Raw genomic sequence first — 15,733 nt, 5'->3', positions numbered from 1 at the left:
TGATAAAACAAATCGTTATGAAGAAGTCAGTTTTCAAAAAAAGTATTTTTGCTCTTGTAGCTATGTTTATCTGCAGTATTGCGATAAATGCATCGTCTCCTCGTAACTATATTTATGATACAAAGGAGGAAAACGGTAAAGTAATTTCTAAAGTGGTATTCCTTCAGGAAGAAGGTCTTCTTAATAAAGAGGTAAAGTATGAATTTGCCTATAATGAAGCCGGAAAAGTTACAGAAAAGAAAGCTTTTCGCTGGAACAAGAAATCAGGAAACTGGGAGCCTTTTTATTTAACAACTTATGCCTATAATGGTGCAAGTGATGAAATTAATTCTGTTTATGCCATGTGGAATAAATCTAAGAATGATTTCAGTCTTAATGTTCAGGAAATGAACCTGCCGGTTTCTAATTACGATAGTATTTTTCAATAAATAAACAATAAACACACAAAGTAAAGGGAAAGGGTAGCCGTGAGGCTGCCCTTTTTTTAGTTCGTTTTTTTGCAGATTTAAGTTAAAATCGGGGATAATTTGTTGTTTTTTGATGTTTTTGTATATTGCTGGTTGTCACTACGGTAAGTGTTGCTGAAAACATAAAGGTTATTTTTTGAGAAATAAAGGTTATTTTCGGAAAGATAAAGGTTATCTTTTTATTTATATAGTATAATGATTTTTCTCTGCTGATTGATGGCTATTTTTCAATTGTTAATTTGATTCTTGTTTGCGTATTTTTCTTGGTAAAGGACGAAAGATTTTTCGCCCCTACGAATAATGAATGTTCCCCTTTTTAAACCCGACCATCCCCCTCCTTGTCATCTCGAACAACCTTCTCTTGTCATCTCGACAATCCCCCCTTTGTCATCTCGACCGGAGTGGAGAGATCTCTGCATAGAGCTTCGTTCAATAATAGTCAGACGGTATGAGATCTTTCGACAAGCTCAAGATGACAATGGGATTGGTATGAGACCCTTCGACAAGCTCAGGGTGACAGTGGATGGGACAGGGTTTTAAGGGGTTTCACCCCTGCGACCCCACTTCATTTTTTGGCTTGATCCAAAAAACGAAGCAAAAAAGATCAAGGCTGCACTTCCTTCGCTAAAAAACACTGCGCTTTCGCTAAACAAATCGAAACTCGCTGCGCTCAAACAACGATTTGTTTTTAACGCTCTCGCTCCGTGTTTTTTTTAACGCTCATCCAGTGAGGCCGGTTTTTTCACGGCTCGCCGCTTGGCGCGGCATCGCGCTCTTTTCCGGGTAGGATCCGCTTTTCTTTGTTGTTGCGATCACCTCCCCTGTCATCTCGACCTACCCTCTCCTGTCATCTCGACCGCCCTCCCCTGTCATCTCGACCGAAGTGGAGAGATCTCTGCATGGGGCTTCGTTAAAAAATAGTCAGATGGTATGAGATCTTTCGACAAGCTCAGGATGACAATGGGATTGGTATGAGACCCTTCGACAAGCTCAGGGTGACAGTGGATGGGACAGGGTTTTAAGGGGTTTCACCCCTGTGACCCCACTTCATTTTTTGGCTTGATCCAAAAAACGAAGCAAAAAAGATCAAGGCTGCACTTCCTTCGCTAAAAAACACTGCGCTTTCGCTAAACAAATCGAAACTCGCTACGCTCAAACAACGATTTGTTTTTAACGCTTTCGCTCCGTGTTTTTTTTAACGCTCATCCAGTGAGGCCGGTTTTTTCACGGCTCGCCGCTTGGCGCGGCATCGCGCTCTTTTCCGGGTAGGATCCGCTTCTCTTTGTTGTTGCGATCACCTCCCCTGTCATCTCGACCTACCCTCTCCTGTCATCTCGACCGGAGTGGAGAGATCTCTGCATGGGGCTTCGTTCAATAATAGTCAGTTGGTATGAGATCTTTCGACAAGCTCAGGGTGACAACGGGATTGGTATGAGACCCTTCGACAAGCTCAAGATGACAATGGGATTGGTATGAGATCTTTCGACAAGCTCAAGATGACAGTGGGGTTGGTATGAGATCCTTCGACAGGCTCAGGATGACAATGTGTATGATCAGCGGAAAAGTCTTTGTTATTATATTAATGTAGGGGCAATAATTTCTTTTGCCCTTATCTACTTGTAACATCTTTCTTTTTTTTGTGTTTGGGTGGATGAAATTATTGTTTATCGATAATTATTTATTGTCTTGTTTGGTGGAGTAAAAAAAGTTGCATTTATTTGCCAAACGATTTTTATGCGTGTTGTTTATTATTGGTTAATGGCTAAAGTAGAGTAGGGTTTAACAATATATTTTTTATTTAATACAGCTGAATTTTATGAAACAATTTTTTAAGAGTGTCTTTGCTTCCATGTTTGGGGTATTGATGGGTGTGCTGGTTCTTGTTATTGTGGGATCGTTTGTATTTACCGGAATTATGGCATCAAGTATCGGTGAGTCTGAATATAAGCCAAAGCAAAACACGGTGTTTAAACTTGTGTTGGATGGAGCTATTGTCGAAAATAGTGTGTCTAATCCTTTATTAGAACTGCTTGGTGAGAAGGAGTCCATGTCTTTATCTAAAATTCTTCGGTCGGTTCGTTTGGCAAAGGAGAATGATAATATTAAGGGTATTTATCTTGAAACAGCGAATACGGCGTCATCAACGGCAACTTTAAATGCTATTCGTGAAGCGTTGGAAGATTTTAAGGAAAGTGGTAAGTTTATTATTTCGTATGCCGACAGTTATACGCAGGGCGGCTACTATGTGGCAAGTGTTGCAGATTCGGTGTTTGTGAATCCGCTGGGGAGAGTAGAGTTGCATGGACTTTCTTCTGTTGGTTTATTCTATACCGGATTGGCTGATAAAATAGGGGTAGATTTTGAGATATTTAAGGTTGGAACATTTAAAGGTGCTGTTGAACCTTATTTCTTAAAGAAGTTTAGTGACGAAAACCGCGAACAGATTTCATCCTATCAGGCATCTGTATGGAAGAATATAACTTCAAAGATACTTGCCAGTCGTCCCATTGGCGAGGAACAATTAACTGCTTTTATTAACGAAGGGAAATTTTTTGAAGAAGGACAAGCCACGGTAGATATGAAGTTGACCGATGGCGTTCGTTATCGTTCGGACGTGGAAAATCTGGTGAAAGTTAAAGCCGGACAAGACGTTGATGGCAAACTGATTGTTGCCAATACAAATAAAATGGGAATGCTTAAGGATAAAAAGAAAGTAAAAGCGGATAAGATCGCGATCCTTTATGCGGAAGGACAAATTATGGAACAGATTTCCGGAATGGGAGGCAGTACGCAACTTATCACCGAGAAGGTAGGAGACGAATTGCAGAAACTGGCAAAAGACGACGAAATTAAAGCCGTTGTGTTTCGTGTAAATTCTCCGGGAGGAAGCGCCTATATTTCTGAGCAGATTTGGAAAAAGGTGATTGAACTGAAAGAAAAGAAACCCGTAGTCGTTTCTATGGGAACTTATGCTGCTTCCGGAGGGTATTATATTTCGTGCGGAGCCAATAAGATTGTAGCAGAGCCAACTACGTTGACAGGATCGATCGGGGTGTTTGGTATTCTGCCGAACAGTGCCGGTTTATTTGATAAAGTAGGGTTAACTACCGATGTGGTTAAAACAAATCCTTTGGCTGATATAGGAAATATGTCACGCCCAATGACCGACAGTGAAAAAGCGATTATTCAGGCATCGGTAGAGCGTACGTATGATTTGTTCATTAGTCGTTGTGCCGAAGGACGCGGAATGACAAAAAATGAAATAGACTTTATCGGGCAAGGTAGGGTATGGACCGGAGAACAAGCGCTTGAAAGAGGATTGGTTGATAAGTTGGGTGGTGTGGATACCGCGATTGAAGAAGCCGCTTTGTTGGCTGATCTGGACGATTATAGTGTGATTGCCTACAACTCAAACAAAGATTTCCTTACCGAATTGTTGGAAAGCAAATTGGAAGAAATAAAGATCAGTCTGATCAAAAGTTATTTAGGCGACAAATACGAAACATTCAAATTAATTCATTCGGCTACACCTCAAACCGGAATACAAGCATTGATGCCGGTAGGAATTGAAGCAATGTAATATGAATTAAAACAGCGAATAATGTCGATTGTAGTAAATCTGGATGTCGTGATGGCAAAACGTAAGATATCACTCGGTGATTTGGCCGAACGCGTAGCTATCACTCCGGCCAATCTTTCTGTCTTAAAGACGGGCAAGGCGAAGGCCGTACGTTTCTCTACGCTGGAAGCCATTTGTAAAGAGCTGGACTGTCAGCCCGGTGATATTCTGGCCTATAAAGAAGACAAAATGTAATGAAAAAGGCGCACAACCATGGGTTCTCTAACCCCGGTTGTGCGCCTTACCTATTTTAATTGTATTATTCTTACTCCTTACCTACCGAACTTTCCGGACCGGCTGTCCATATTCTGTATTTTAGTTCCACTCCTTCCGGCAGATACACCACAATCGGTAATCGGCTGTTATATCTAACCGTAATTGGTTGTGCCGATACAAATTTTTCAGTCTTTGTATTATCCGGACAACCCATTAGTGTGGATATGACCTGATTCTCTGTAGCAAATACATGGTAAGTATATCCCCATCCCTGAAGCGTTTCTTCGCTGAAGTTGCCTACTAATCCATGGCGGTTACAATCCACTTCCATTGTCTTGCCTGCTATCAGTTCAACCTTGAAAAGATTTTCATCTGTCTTTTCCTCAAGAAACAGTACGTGTCTTTCTAAGTTGTTGAGAACTGCCGGGTAAGGTTTTAAATTTTTGATGGCCTCTTCCGTGCCTGTTGTTTTACACTGTGCATTCATATTTACGCAAAATAGTAAACTCAATACAAAACTACCTAATACTAATCCGACTTTTTTCATTTTCCTATTTGTTTAACTGGTTCGTTCTGAAAGTATAGATGCACGAATCAGGTTAATGCTTGTTTGCCGGGTATAGATTTAACATAGTTTAATCATCAGTCGTTTAAATGAGGAAATAGTATTACTCTTCTTGCGGTATTTTATATCCGTGTTGTTGAAGCCATTCGTCGAGTAATCCGAATAGAACAAAAAAGGATACACCACCGGCTACAGTAAGGATGATCGGGAATAGTTGTTTCAGCAGAAGCATTAATTCGGATAAATCTTCGCTCTGTTTTTGCATAAGCAGCAATCCTCCTGCGATTACAAACATATAAACGACAAAAAGAATAAAGAGTTGACCGGCAGAAACCGATTTCTTGATGCTGAACGCTTGCTTTTGTGGTGCTTTTTTAAGCAAGAAAGCCATAATACGGCTATTTAGTTCTGATGACGGTTTCTCTACCGTTTCCTGCATTAACGCGCGGGTTAATTGATCAGTATCTTGTTCGTTTCGTTTCATAATAAACTCATTGTTTCTGTTCTCATAATCTGTTGTAGCTTTTCGTAAAAATGTTTTCTGGCGCGAAACAACTTTACTTTTATGTTAGAGACGGTCAGGTCTGTGATCTGACGGATATCTTCAATCGAACATTCTTCCAGATAAAACAACGTAAGCAACATGGCTTCATCCGAAGAAAGTATTTTCAACACGTTTGATATAATCTCGCGTCTGTCGTTTCTTTCCAATAAAGAAGAGGCCGAATCCATCTCGTCTTCAGTTAGCTCTTCCGGTCTTGCTTCGTCGTAATCGGTAAATATTTTCTGTTGGCGTAAGGCTGTCAATGCCGTGCGATAGACGATGCGGTAGAGCCATGTTGAGAATTTACTTTCGAACTTGAACGTATCCAAGGCCCCGTAAACCTTGATGAACGCATCCTGGGTTACTTCCTCTGCTTCTTCTTTATTCCCCATCAAACGAAAGGCGAGCGTATAAGCCATTTTTTCATACTTCGCGATAAGACAGGAGAAACTTTGTGTATCTCCTGCCAGAATTTGATCTATCCACTTTCGTTCTTCCATTTACATGTTATTCGTTCAGTTCTTACGCTCTTTCTGTTGCATACTGCGAGAAAAAAAGAAATAAACGATAAACCCTATTCCGCCGAATAAAATGGTAAATGCTGGAATACCGAATGAAAAGTAGTCATTGTAACTCGGTAAATAAGGGTCAACATAGAGTCCGACTATCAGTCCTAAAGAGAGTCCGATCATTACAATACCATTGCGTAGGGCAGGATAACGATTGGGCTTTTTCTCCGCTTCTTCGAGTACAGTTCCTTTTTCGATCATTGCTAATCGTTCTTCGTGGCGTCCTCTTTGTGCCTGTACCCCGAGTATGATTACCATTATAATGGGGAGACCTATTGTACATACAATAGCTACAATTGGGATTAAAAGACCTTCCATGTTTTTTTGTTTTTAATTGTTATTAATCCGTTTTGTATATAGGACACAGTGTACAAAGATATGGTTACAAAAAAAGCGGACAAATATTATCCGCTTTTTCTTTTATGTTGAAAGATATCAGGAAAATTCTCCCCTTACGATCTCCTCTTTGTCTTTATCCCAATACATGGTGCGTCCTTCAAGGTATGCGCGTGTTCCCATGTGGGCGGTCATTGCTTCCTCGAAGGCCTGATCTATGTTGCAACTCGGTGTTTTTTTCTGACGTATACATTCCAGCCATTCGCGGATATGCAAGTGGGTGGTGTCATATCTTTTGCCGTTAACATACGTATAAAGCAGACCACGTTTTGCAAAATAGAGTTCTGTAGGCGATGTTACCGAGTCGGAACTGCTTTGTCCCGGCACATACGTATAGAACGGATCATCGGTAGGAATCACTCCGCTTTGAATCTTTTCCGCATAACGAGTAGAATCCCTATCTACAGTTACCTGCAATATATTCGATACTTCCATAGACGCATCATGGCCCATAAACACTTTTCCTCTATTCCTGGTACTTGCCAGCGTTGCACTGTAGAGCATTGCCATATTATGATCAGGAAACTCGAAAGTGGTTTGTAGCACGTCGGGAACAGTACGTCCGTCTTTAAAGAAATATACACCTCCGGAAGAAGTTGCCGAATGTGGAATGCCAACTTTCATAATTTGATTTACGGCATCGTATTCGTGCGTCAGCAAATCGCCTGACAAACCGGTACTGTAATCCCACCAGCAGCGCCAGCGGAAGAAACGTTCTAAGCTGAACTTGCTTCGTTCTTCCGGACCGATATATCTTTCCAAATTATATTTCTTCATGTAGTCCATGTATTCCTTTACACGTTCTTCCGGACCTTCAAACTGTGCCCAGTCAATCGTTTTGGGAGATGAACCTTCTATTATATCGTAAACCCAGGCTCCGTTTGGTGAGTTACGATTAGTACATACTTCGATGAGGTTTACCGGACCAAGAAGTCCGTTTCCGATAATCTCCGCGGCTTTTTGATAACAATCCGTTTGCCGTCCCTGATGACCGAGCTGGAATACTATACCAGTTTCTTTAATCGCTTGCCGCACCATGTAGGTTTCAGGAACTGTCCAAGATAACGGTTTTTCGCAGTATACATGTTTGCCGGCTTTTGCAGCTTCCATAGCCATTGTGCTATGCCAGTGGTCCGGAGTTCCAATGATTACCGCGTCAACATCTTCAGCCGCTAACAATTCTTTGTAATGTCTGTAGCGTTTCGGTGCTTTCCCGAACTTGCCGTTACTACCTTCTCTGTGAATATTAGACCCGGCTAATATTGCGTCTTCTCCATATACATCAAAGATGTCGCAAACGGCTGTTATTTCAATATTCAGATCATCCTGTTCCAGATATTGTTCGTAACGGGTGTCTTTTTTGTTTGCTTTATTCGCGTCGATCATTTTGTCGATCCACGAAGGCTCTGCAAATCCGGCAGCACGAAGCAATTGTTTACCTCTGATACCAAATCCAATAATACCCACCCGTATTTTTTGCCCGTCTTTAACAGGCTCAAGAAAACTGGCTTCATTACCACTTATCTTAAATACATCTGAAATGTCACGATTGCCCAGTGCGTATTTCTTTTTCTTATAAACGCCATAAGCCAAAGCCCCTAAAACAGGAGCAGTAGCCAACGCTTTTAACGTTTCCCGGCGACCTTTGTCGGGCTGGTTCTGATTTTCGTTCTTGTTTGTTTCTTCTGTTGCCATAATTTAAATCAGTTTTAATTTTAAGAAACCGGCAGGCAGAATTTTAATAAGTAACCGGTCTAAACCAATAATTTTAGAAGTAGGGAATACCGCTAAAGCACCAAGTGCAGCAAACTCTACCAAGTTCTTGTCTATCCACAGATATGAACCCTCAAACGGCATCATGTAAGATGTTTCGATTAAGGCAGGATGCGACAAGGAATAGGCAAAAAGAAGAATCATACCCCCAATGGAGGCAAGTTTAGAGAATACTCCGAGAATCAAACAAAATCCAATACAGAAGAGGCTCCACTCATTACAAATATTCACTAGTGTCATCACAGAATCATTCTGTGTTAAATTAATAAAGAAAGAAGATGCCGGCCCTTTTGAATCAAGTAAATAAGGAAGCGAAGTCCATTTAGGATTAAGGATCTTCACTAATCCCTCGTACATAAAATGCCAGCCAATAAATACGCGTAAGATTACCAACCAGGTAACTTGCGCATTGGAGTAATTTTGAGTTGTTTTCATTGCATTGTGTAATAAAAAAAATACCCGAAGCACGAATATACTTTCGGCTTCGGGTAACTAATAAGTTAGTATCTTTCGATACCGAAAATTAAGATTAGTCTAATACTTTAACCTTAATATTGCGGAACCATACATCATCTCCGTGGTCTTGGAAGCCAATATAACCTTCACGTTTTTCTCCACCCAGGTTATTTAATAGTTCGAAAGCAATCGGCCATGCTTTTTCGCTAAACTTACTTGCCTGAAGCAGATCAGTCCATTGTGGAGTCCATAAGTGGTATTCCACTACATTTTCGCCGTTTTGACCATGAACTACTGTTCCTTTATACACCATGATTTTACCTGTGTTCCACTCGCCAAAAGGCTTAGCGTTTTGAGGTTCAGCAGGAATCATGTCGTAAAGAGAAGAAGATTTACGGTTACCATTTTTACCCATTTTGGCATCAGGATGGTTTTCGTTATCTAAGATTTGATACTCAGGAGAAGAAATGTAGATTGGTTCTAATCTCTTATTTCCGTCTTTATCAGTTGACTCAATTTCTTGAGCTAAGAAGAACACACCAGAGTTTGAGCCTTTAGCTACTTTCCAGTCAAAAGTTAATTCGAAGTTTTTGAACTTATGAGCAAATATGATATCTCCTCCGTCTAAGTCCTGAGCTTCTCCTCCACCTGTTCCGTTGAATTTAAGAGATCCATCTTCGATAGTCCATTTTCCCGGAACATGGTCTTTTCCATAACCACGCCATCCCTTGAACGTTTTTCCATCAAAAATAGAGATATAGCCATCCTTATCTACTTCAAAAGATTCTTCTGCATTTACGCTTTCATCAAGAGGCTTTGTGTTGATCGCCAATTGTGTAGCAGTAGGAGCAGCTTCTTCTGCAGGCGCTTCTTCAGCTTTTTTACCACCTCCACAAGATGCAAAAACACACATCATGGTAGCAGCACTTGCTAATAAAATAGTTTTCTTCATTTTATTTAATTCTTACAAATAAATTATCAAGGCATATCAGCCAATTTCCATCCTGCACGATAGTTATGCTTGATCAATTCTTCAGCGAATTGTTTTGCATTAACCGGATCTGTGTAGTCTTTATTAAATGATGGGTGACCGTCTTTGATTGTAAAGCCGTCTTTAATAACAGTCTTAATCGTTTCGTTATCACCGATGTTAGTGAACTTCATGTTTATACCATCCCAATGTAATTCTTTATGAAGAGCTTGCAGACGTACTGCCAATACTCCCATAACTACCATTTCGTTAAATGGACCTGCTTCAGAGAAGTCAGATTTTGTCAATATACGATTAGCAGCGTTTTCTTTAGAAGCGCGGATCCAGTCTTGTTCGTGACCACCATCCATTGCTTTGTCTACGCGACGGCATACTTTAGGAGCGTTAGGAACACGTCCTGACAACAACCAAGGCTCACGTCCGTAACATCCGCAGATCAATGTATCTTTAGTTCCGTGGAATATAGTTAAACCACCACCTGGGCCCATTAATTCTTTTCCTTGAGGGAATCCTTCCGGACGATCAGGCATCATACCACCATCATACCAGTGTACGATAACTTCAGGAAGACCTACTTTAGGCATATTGTCGCGAGAAGGGAATGTTAATTTTACGTGTTGAGCTTGAGGAGCACAATCGTTCAATAATAAAGTAGAAGAACCTTCTGCTTTAGTTGGGTATCCTAATTTCAATGCTTTAAATACCGGGTGCATGATGTGACAAGCCATATCACCAAGAGCTCCTGTTCCATAAGCCCACCATCCGCGCCAGTTCCATGGATGATAAACTTCATTAAACGGACGCATTGCTGCAGGACCTGTAAATAAATCCCAATTCAGTGTAGAAGCAATTTTAGATGCTTTTTCAGGAGTGTTCAATCCCTGTGGCCAGATAGGACGGTCGGTTGCACATTCTACTTTTGTGATTTCACCGATTTCGCCATTCCAAATCCATTCGCAGATCAAATCAACGCCTTCAGCTGAAGCACCTTGGTTACCCATCTGAGAAGCGATCTGATATTTGTCGGCTAATTTTGTTAATAAACGAGATTCGTAAACTGAGTGTGTAAGCGGTTTCTGCGTATACACGTGTTTACCCATTGTAATTGCGTCGGCAGTAATAAGCGCGTGCGTATGGTCTGCAGTAGCTACCATTACACCGTCAATTGATTTGCCCATTTCGTCGTAAAGCTTACGATAATCCCAGTATTTCTTTGCCTGAGGATATTTATCGAATACTTTTTTCGAATATCTCCAGTCTACGTCGCAAAGAGCTACAATATTTTCAGACTCCATGTTGCGCAGGTTAGCTGCACCCATACCTCCGATACCAATACCGGCAATGTTCATTTTGTCTGTTGGAGAAGTATGTCCGTGGCTTTTACCAAGAACTGCATTAGGAACAATCGTTAAAGCAGCAGCAGCCGCGGTTCCTTTTTGAAGAAATGATCTTCTAGAAATGTTTGACATAATAATTATTTTTATAGATTAGCACTTAATAATGTTTGCTCTTTGTTTTTTTATGATACTTTTTGACAAAGCAACGCAAATATAGCCAATGCCTGATTATGGTCAAGGGCTGTAGGTTTGAATATCTCCGAAAATAGTCTTTTTTAACAATGCTGATAGAGATTCTTTATTTTTATATAAATAATATTTATCTGATTGGTGGTAGAGACCTATACAAATGTAAATATATTTGTTTATTCAGTGCTAATAAAATACAATATTTACTATATTTGTTTTATTTAGTATATTTTCTTTTACTCTATTGATAATGAATAACCAAGATCGCGCATCTTGGTTTGAGTGATTGTTTTATTTATAGTAAATTACGGACTAAATACATACTAAAATTCACTAAACACATTTGTAAAATTATGGTTGAAAACATTGACACCTCTTTAATTGACTGGTCAAGGGCCCAATTCGCTCTTACGGCCATGTACCATTGGTTGTTTGTTCCTCTTACGCTTGGACTTGGCGTTATTCAGGCAATAATGGAATCTATCTACTACAAAACGGGAGACCCGTTCTGGAAAGATACGGCGAAATTCTGGATGAAAATTTTCGGGATAAATTTTGCGATCGGTATCGCTACTGGTTTAATCATGGAGTTCCAATTCGGAACAAACTGGTCAAACTATAGTTGGTTTGTTGGAGATATCTTCGGAGCTCCGCTTGCGATTGAGGGCATTCTTGCGTTCTTTATGGAAGCCACATTTATTGCCATTATGTTCTTTGGATGGAATAAAGTAAGCAAACGTTTTCATCTTACAGCAACTTGGCTGACTATTATTGGGGCTACCTTATCGGCTCTTTGGATTTTGATTGCTAATGCCTGGATGCAATTTCCGGCCGGTATGCAATTCAACCCGGACACCGTACGAAACGAAATGAACGATTTCTGGGCAGTTGCATTATCTCCTGTGGCGATCAATAAATTTTTCCACACTGTTGTTTCAAGCTGGATCGTGGGTTCTGCTTTTGTGGTGGGTATCAGCGCCTGGTTTTTGCTGAAAAAACGTGAGTCGAGATTTGCTTTAGGCAGCATAAAAATTGCCGCTACTTTCGGACTGATCGCTACCTTATTAACCGCTTGGACCGGCGACGGATCGGCTTATCAGGTGGCTCAGAAACAACCGATGAAGCTTGCCGCAATGGAAGGTCTTTACGAAGGTGGTAACGGAGTAGGATTGGTTGCTGTAGGTATTTTGAATCCGGCTAAGCAAGCCTATAACGACGGTGTGAATCCTTTCTTGTTCAATATCCAATTGCCAAAAATGCTTTCTCTTTTTGCGGAAAGAGATTTGAACGGATATGTACCGGGAATCATTAACCTGATTGATGGAGGGTATACGAAAAACGACGGAACTGTTGCTATTTCGGCCGAAGAAAAAATTAAAAGAGGTCAGATCGCTATTAAAGCGTTGGCCGATTACAAGAGAGCTAAAAAAGATAAAGATGAAGTAGCTGCACAGCAATACAGAACGACGCTGGAAGCTAACTTCGAATATTTCGGTTACGGTTATGTGCGCGATAAAGCAGACCTTATTCCTCCGTTAGGATTAACTTTCTATTCTTTCCGTGTGATGGTATTGTTAGGCGGATTCTTTATTCTTCTGTTTGCACTCGCCGTGTTTATGGAAAGAAAAAAGAAGATGGAAAAGGCAGTTTGGCTGCAATGGGTTCTATTATGTTCAATTCCTTTGGCTTATATAGCCAGTCAGGCTGGTTGGATTGTGGCGGAAGTAGGGCGTCAGCCTTGGGCGATACAGGATATTCTACCGGTGTCGGCTTCTGTTTCCAAACTAAGTGTGGGTTCTGTTCAGGCTACTTTTTTCTTGTTCCTGATCTTGTTTACGGTACTGTTGGTTGCTGAGATCGGAATCATGATTAAAGCGATCAAAAAGGGACCTGAATTCGAAAAACAATCTAACTAAAAAACAATTAGAATCATGGATAGTACATATATATTATTGCAACAATACTGGTGGTTTATCATTTCTTTACTGGGGGCATTGCTTGTTTTCCTGCTCTTTGTACAAGGCGGTCAGTCACTATTGTTTACGGTAGGAAAAACCGAACTTCAACAAAAAATGATGCTTAACTCTACCGGACGTAAATGGGAGTTTACCTTTACAACCCTGGTTACTTTCGGAGGGGCCTTCTTTGCTTCATTCCCTTTATTCTACTCAACCAGCTTTGGTGGTGCTTACTGGGTGTGGATGGCTTTGCTGTTTTGTTTTGTTATACAAGCCGTATCTTACGAGTATCAATCTAAGAAAGGAAATCTGTTAGGAAAGAAAACATACCAGATATTCCTTATTATTAACGGTGTGTTGGCTCCGATACTTTTAGGAACAGCGGTTGGTACATTCTTTAATGGTGCTGAATTTTCAGTGAATAAAGAAAACCTGATGGAGATCGGTATGCCGGTTATCTCTTCTTGGGACAACCCGTGGCACGGATTAGAAGCGGTATTGGTAATCTGGAATGTATGTCTCGGATTGGCCGTTTTCTTCCTTGCGCGTATACAGGCTTTGCTTTACTTCATCAATAATATTAACGATGAAGAGGTAGATAAACGTTCCAGAAAACAATTGATTCCGGAAACAGCCTTATTCCTTGTGTTCTTCCTGGCATTCCTTATCCACACCTTGGTGCAGGATGGATTTGCGGTGAATCCAGAAACTAAAGAAGTGTTTATGCAGCCTTATAAATACTTTATGAACCTGATCGAAATGCCTGCTGTTTTGGTTGTTCTGCTTGTGGGAGTTGTTTCTGTATTATTTGGTATCATTAAAACGATTCTACCGGGAAACTGGAAAAAAGGTATCTGGTTCTCGGGTGTGGGAACTGTACTGACGGTGCTTGCTCTTTTCCTTTGCGTAGGTTGGAATAACACGGCTTATTATCCTTCGGTAACCAATCTCCAAAGCTCGTTGACAATCGAAAACAGCTGCTCAAGTCTTTTTACGTTGAAAACGATGAGCTATGTTTCCATTCTTGTTCCATTCGTGCTGTGGTATATCTACCATGCATGGAAAGCATTGGACATACGTAAGATCGACAAAAAAGAAATGGAAGAAGAAGGGCAACATACCTATTGATGTAATCTTCATTCATTAAAACAATAAGAGAGGGTGTGTCAAATGTTTTATTTTGACACACCCTTTTTTGTTTAGTGAATCTATCGGAATTTCCGGTTGGCGAATATGTTAATTCCAACAGATTAACAATTCAAATTCGGTCTTAATACAGGGGCGGATTTTTACAATACTATATGTTTGAAAAGATATCCTTTATTTTTGAAAAAATATCCTTTATCTTTTGAAAAATAACCTTTATGTTTTTAGTATTAATAATCTGCTGATTATCAGTACTGTGAAAACTGAGCGAAAAAGAGGAGGGTATGTGCTGTTTTTAACTTAAAAAATAGAAAAAAATGTTTGTTGTAAACCCGATATTTTGGTTGGAGCGATAAGAAGAAGGGGGAGATCTTTAATTAAAAAAAAAGTTTATCAAAGGATCTCTACAAACGTAATAGGAGATCCTTCGATAAACCTGTTGATCAGCGATATGATTCTCTTAGATATTCTTTACTTTGATCAGGTATTCGGCGATCTGAACAGCGTTCAGTGCGGCACCTTTCTTGATTTGGTCGCTTACGGTCCAGAATGTTAATCCGTTTGGATTACTGATATCCTTACGGATACGACCTACATAAACAGGTTCCTTATCGGCAACAAACAGCGGCATCGGATAATCTTTGCTTGCTGCATCATCTTGCAGAACAACACCTTCTGCTTCTGCAAATGCTTTGCGTGCTTCGTCTACACTGATGGGGCGTTCTGTTTCTACCCAGGTAGCTTCGCTGTGCGCACGAAGAACAGGCACACGTACACAAGTAGCACTAACTTCTATGTCGGAGTGCATGATCTTGCGTGTTTCATGATACATCTTCAGTTCTTCTTTAGTGTATCCGTTGTCTGTGAATACATCTACCTGAGGAATTACGTTGTAAGCCAGCTGATAAGCGAATTTTTCGACCGTTGGCTTTTCTTCCTTCAATAGTTGTTCGTATTGTTTTACCAGTTCGGCCATGGCAGATGCTCCCGCACCACTTGCTGCCTGATAGGTAGATACATGTACACGTTTTATATGCGAAATCTTTTCGATCGGTTTCAAGGCTACAACCATTTGTATAGTTGTACAGTTCGGGTTTGCGATGATTCCGCGCGGACGGTTTAATGCGTCTTCCGGATTTACTTCCGGCACAACCAAAGGAACATCATTATCCATGCGGAACGCACTGGAATTATCGATCATTACGGTGCCATGTTTGGTAATGGTTTCCGCAAATTCGGTAGATGTTCCCCCTCCGGCTGAAACAAAAGCAACATCGATACCCTTAAAGTCGTCGTTATGCTTGAGTTCCTTTACAGTGTATTGCTTACCCCGGAAGGTATAAGAACGTCCTGTACTACGGGAAGAGCCAAAAAGTACGAGCTCATCCAGCGGGAAGTTTCTCTCATCAAGCACGCGCAGGAACTCTTGTCCTACGGCTCCGCTTACTCCAACAATTGCTACTTTCATTTTGAGCGTTAATTTATATAATGAATAAAAAAATCGTTA

At 40.6% G+C, this 15,733-nt stretch carries 14 protein-coding genes; 5 read left to right on the top strand and 9 right to left on the bottom strand.

The genetic code is table 11. The features are described 5' to 3' along the window. The first annotated feature begins 17 nt into the window (after positions 1 to 17). From B9Y81_RS11180 to B9Y81_RS11170, 3 genes are all read left to right on the top strand, one after another. Positions 18 to 428: a DUF3836 domain-containing protein gene (locus B9Y81_RS11180; RefSeq protein WP_085537007.1), complete on the top strand. Its 411-nt coding sequence runs from the start codon at positions 18 to 20 to the stop codon at positions 426 to 428. Positions 429 to 2,283: 1,855 nt separating this feature from the next. Further along, positions 2,284 to 4,047 carry a signal peptide peptidase SppA gene (gene sppA, locus B9Y81_RS11175; RefSeq protein WP_085537006.1) on the top strand — a complete coding sequence of 588 codons (1,764 nt, stop codon included), beginning with the start codon at positions 2,284 to 2,286 and terminating at the stop codon, positions 4,045 to 4,047. A 21-nt stretch (positions 4,048 to 4,068) separates the two neighbouring features. After that, positions 4,069 to 4,281: a helix-turn-helix domain-containing protein gene (locus B9Y81_RS11170; protein ID WP_085537005.1), complete on the top strand. Its 213-nt coding sequence runs from the start codon at positions 4,069 to 4,071 to the stop codon at positions 4,279 to 4,281. Between the two features lie 70 nt (positions 4,282 to 4,351). Here the strand turns inward: B9Y81_RS11170 and eco are convergent, their stop codons facing one another. The 8 genes from eco to B9Y81_RS11130 form a co-directional block, all read right to left on the bottom strand. Then, positions 4,352 to 4,849 carry a serine protease inhibitor ecotin gene (gene eco, locus B9Y81_RS11165; protein ID WP_085537004.1) on the bottom strand — a complete coding sequence of 166 codons (498 nt, stop codon included), beginning with the start codon at positions 4,847 to 4,849 and terminating at the stop codon, positions 4,352 to 4,354. A gap of 121 nt (positions 4,850 to 4,970) precedes the next feature. Continuing rightward, positions 4,971 to 5,351 (bottom strand): hypothetical protein, encoded by a 381-nt coding sequence (locus B9Y81_RS11160; RefSeq protein ID WP_085537003.1) that lies wholly within the window; start codon positions 5,349 to 5,351, stop codon positions 4,971 to 4,973. Beyond that, complete coding sequence (locus B9Y81_RS11155) at positions 5,348 to 5,911, bottom strand: RNA polymerase sigma factor (protein ID WP_085537002.1); 564 nt, start codon at positions 5,909 to 5,911, stop codon at positions 5,348 to 5,350. Before B9Y81_RS11155 ends, B9Y81_RS11160 begins: the two co-directional genes overlap by 4 nt. Positions 5,912 to 5,926: 15 nt before the next feature. Continuing rightward, a complete protein-coding gene (locus B9Y81_RS11150) occupies positions 5,927 to 6,298 on the bottom strand; it encodes a DUF6249 domain-containing protein (RefSeq protein ID WP_085537001.1) in 372 nt (123 codons plus the stop codon). A 117-nt stretch (positions 6,299 to 6,415) separates the two neighbouring features. Beyond that, a complete protein-coding gene (locus B9Y81_RS11145; protein ID WP_085537000.1) occupies positions 6,416 to 8,071 on the bottom strand; it encodes a Gfo/Idh/MocA family protein in 1,656 nt (551 codons plus the stop codon). A 3-nt stretch (positions 8,072 to 8,074) separates the two neighbouring features. Then, positions 8,075 to 8,584 (bottom strand): DoxX family membrane protein, encoded by a 510-nt coding sequence (locus B9Y81_RS11140; protein ID WP_085536999.1) that lies wholly within the window; start codon positions 8,582 to 8,584, stop codon positions 8,075 to 8,077. 94 nt (positions 8,585 to 8,678) lie between these two features. After that, a complete protein-coding gene (locus B9Y81_RS11135; protein WP_085536998.1) occupies positions 8,679 to 9,557 on the bottom strand; it encodes a 3-keto-disaccharide hydrolase in 879 nt (292 codons plus the stop codon). Between the two features lie 26 nt (positions 9,558 to 9,583). After that, a complete protein-coding gene (locus tag B9Y81_RS11130; RefSeq protein WP_085536997.1) occupies positions 9,584 to 11,065 on the bottom strand; it encodes a Gfo/Idh/MocA family oxidoreductase in 1,482 nt (493 codons plus the stop codon). 410 nt (positions 11,066 to 11,475) lie between these two features. Here B9Y81_RS11130 and B9Y81_RS11125 point away from each other — a divergent pair, with 410 nt between their 5' ends. Together B9Y81_RS11125 and B9Y81_RS11120 are read left to right on the top strand one after the other, a co-directional pair. Further along, positions 11,476 to 13,038, top strand: coding sequence for a cytochrome ubiquinol oxidase subunit I (locus tag B9Y81_RS11125; RefSeq protein WP_085536996.1), 1,563 nt, complete (start codon positions 11,476 to 11,478; stop codon positions 13,036 to 13,038). A 15-nt stretch (positions 13,039 to 13,053) separates the two neighbouring features. Then, entirely contained in the window at positions 13,054 to 14,208 is a 1,155-nt protein-coding gene (locus B9Y81_RS11120) for a cytochrome d ubiquinol oxidase subunit II (RefSeq protein ID WP_085536995.1), read from the top strand. 478 nt (positions 14,209 to 14,686) lie between these two features. Here the strand turns inward: B9Y81_RS11120 and B9Y81_RS11115 are convergent, their stop codons facing one another. After that, positions 14,687 to 15,694, bottom strand: a complete 1,008-nt coding sequence (locus B9Y81_RS11115) for an aspartate-semialdehyde dehydrogenase (RefSeq protein ID WP_085536994.1) — start codon at positions 15,692 to 15,694, stop codon at positions 14,687 to 14,689. Between the last annotated feature and the right edge of the window lie 39 nt (positions 15,695 to 15,733).

Source organism: Massilibacteroides vaginae (genome assembly GCF_900178525.1).
GTDB lineage: Bacteria > Bacteroidota > Bacteroidia > Bacteroidales > Tannerellaceae > Massilibacteroides > Massilibacteroides vaginae.
Note: the sequence above shows the minus strand (reverse complement) of the source record. Positions and strands in the feature narration are given on the sequence as shown.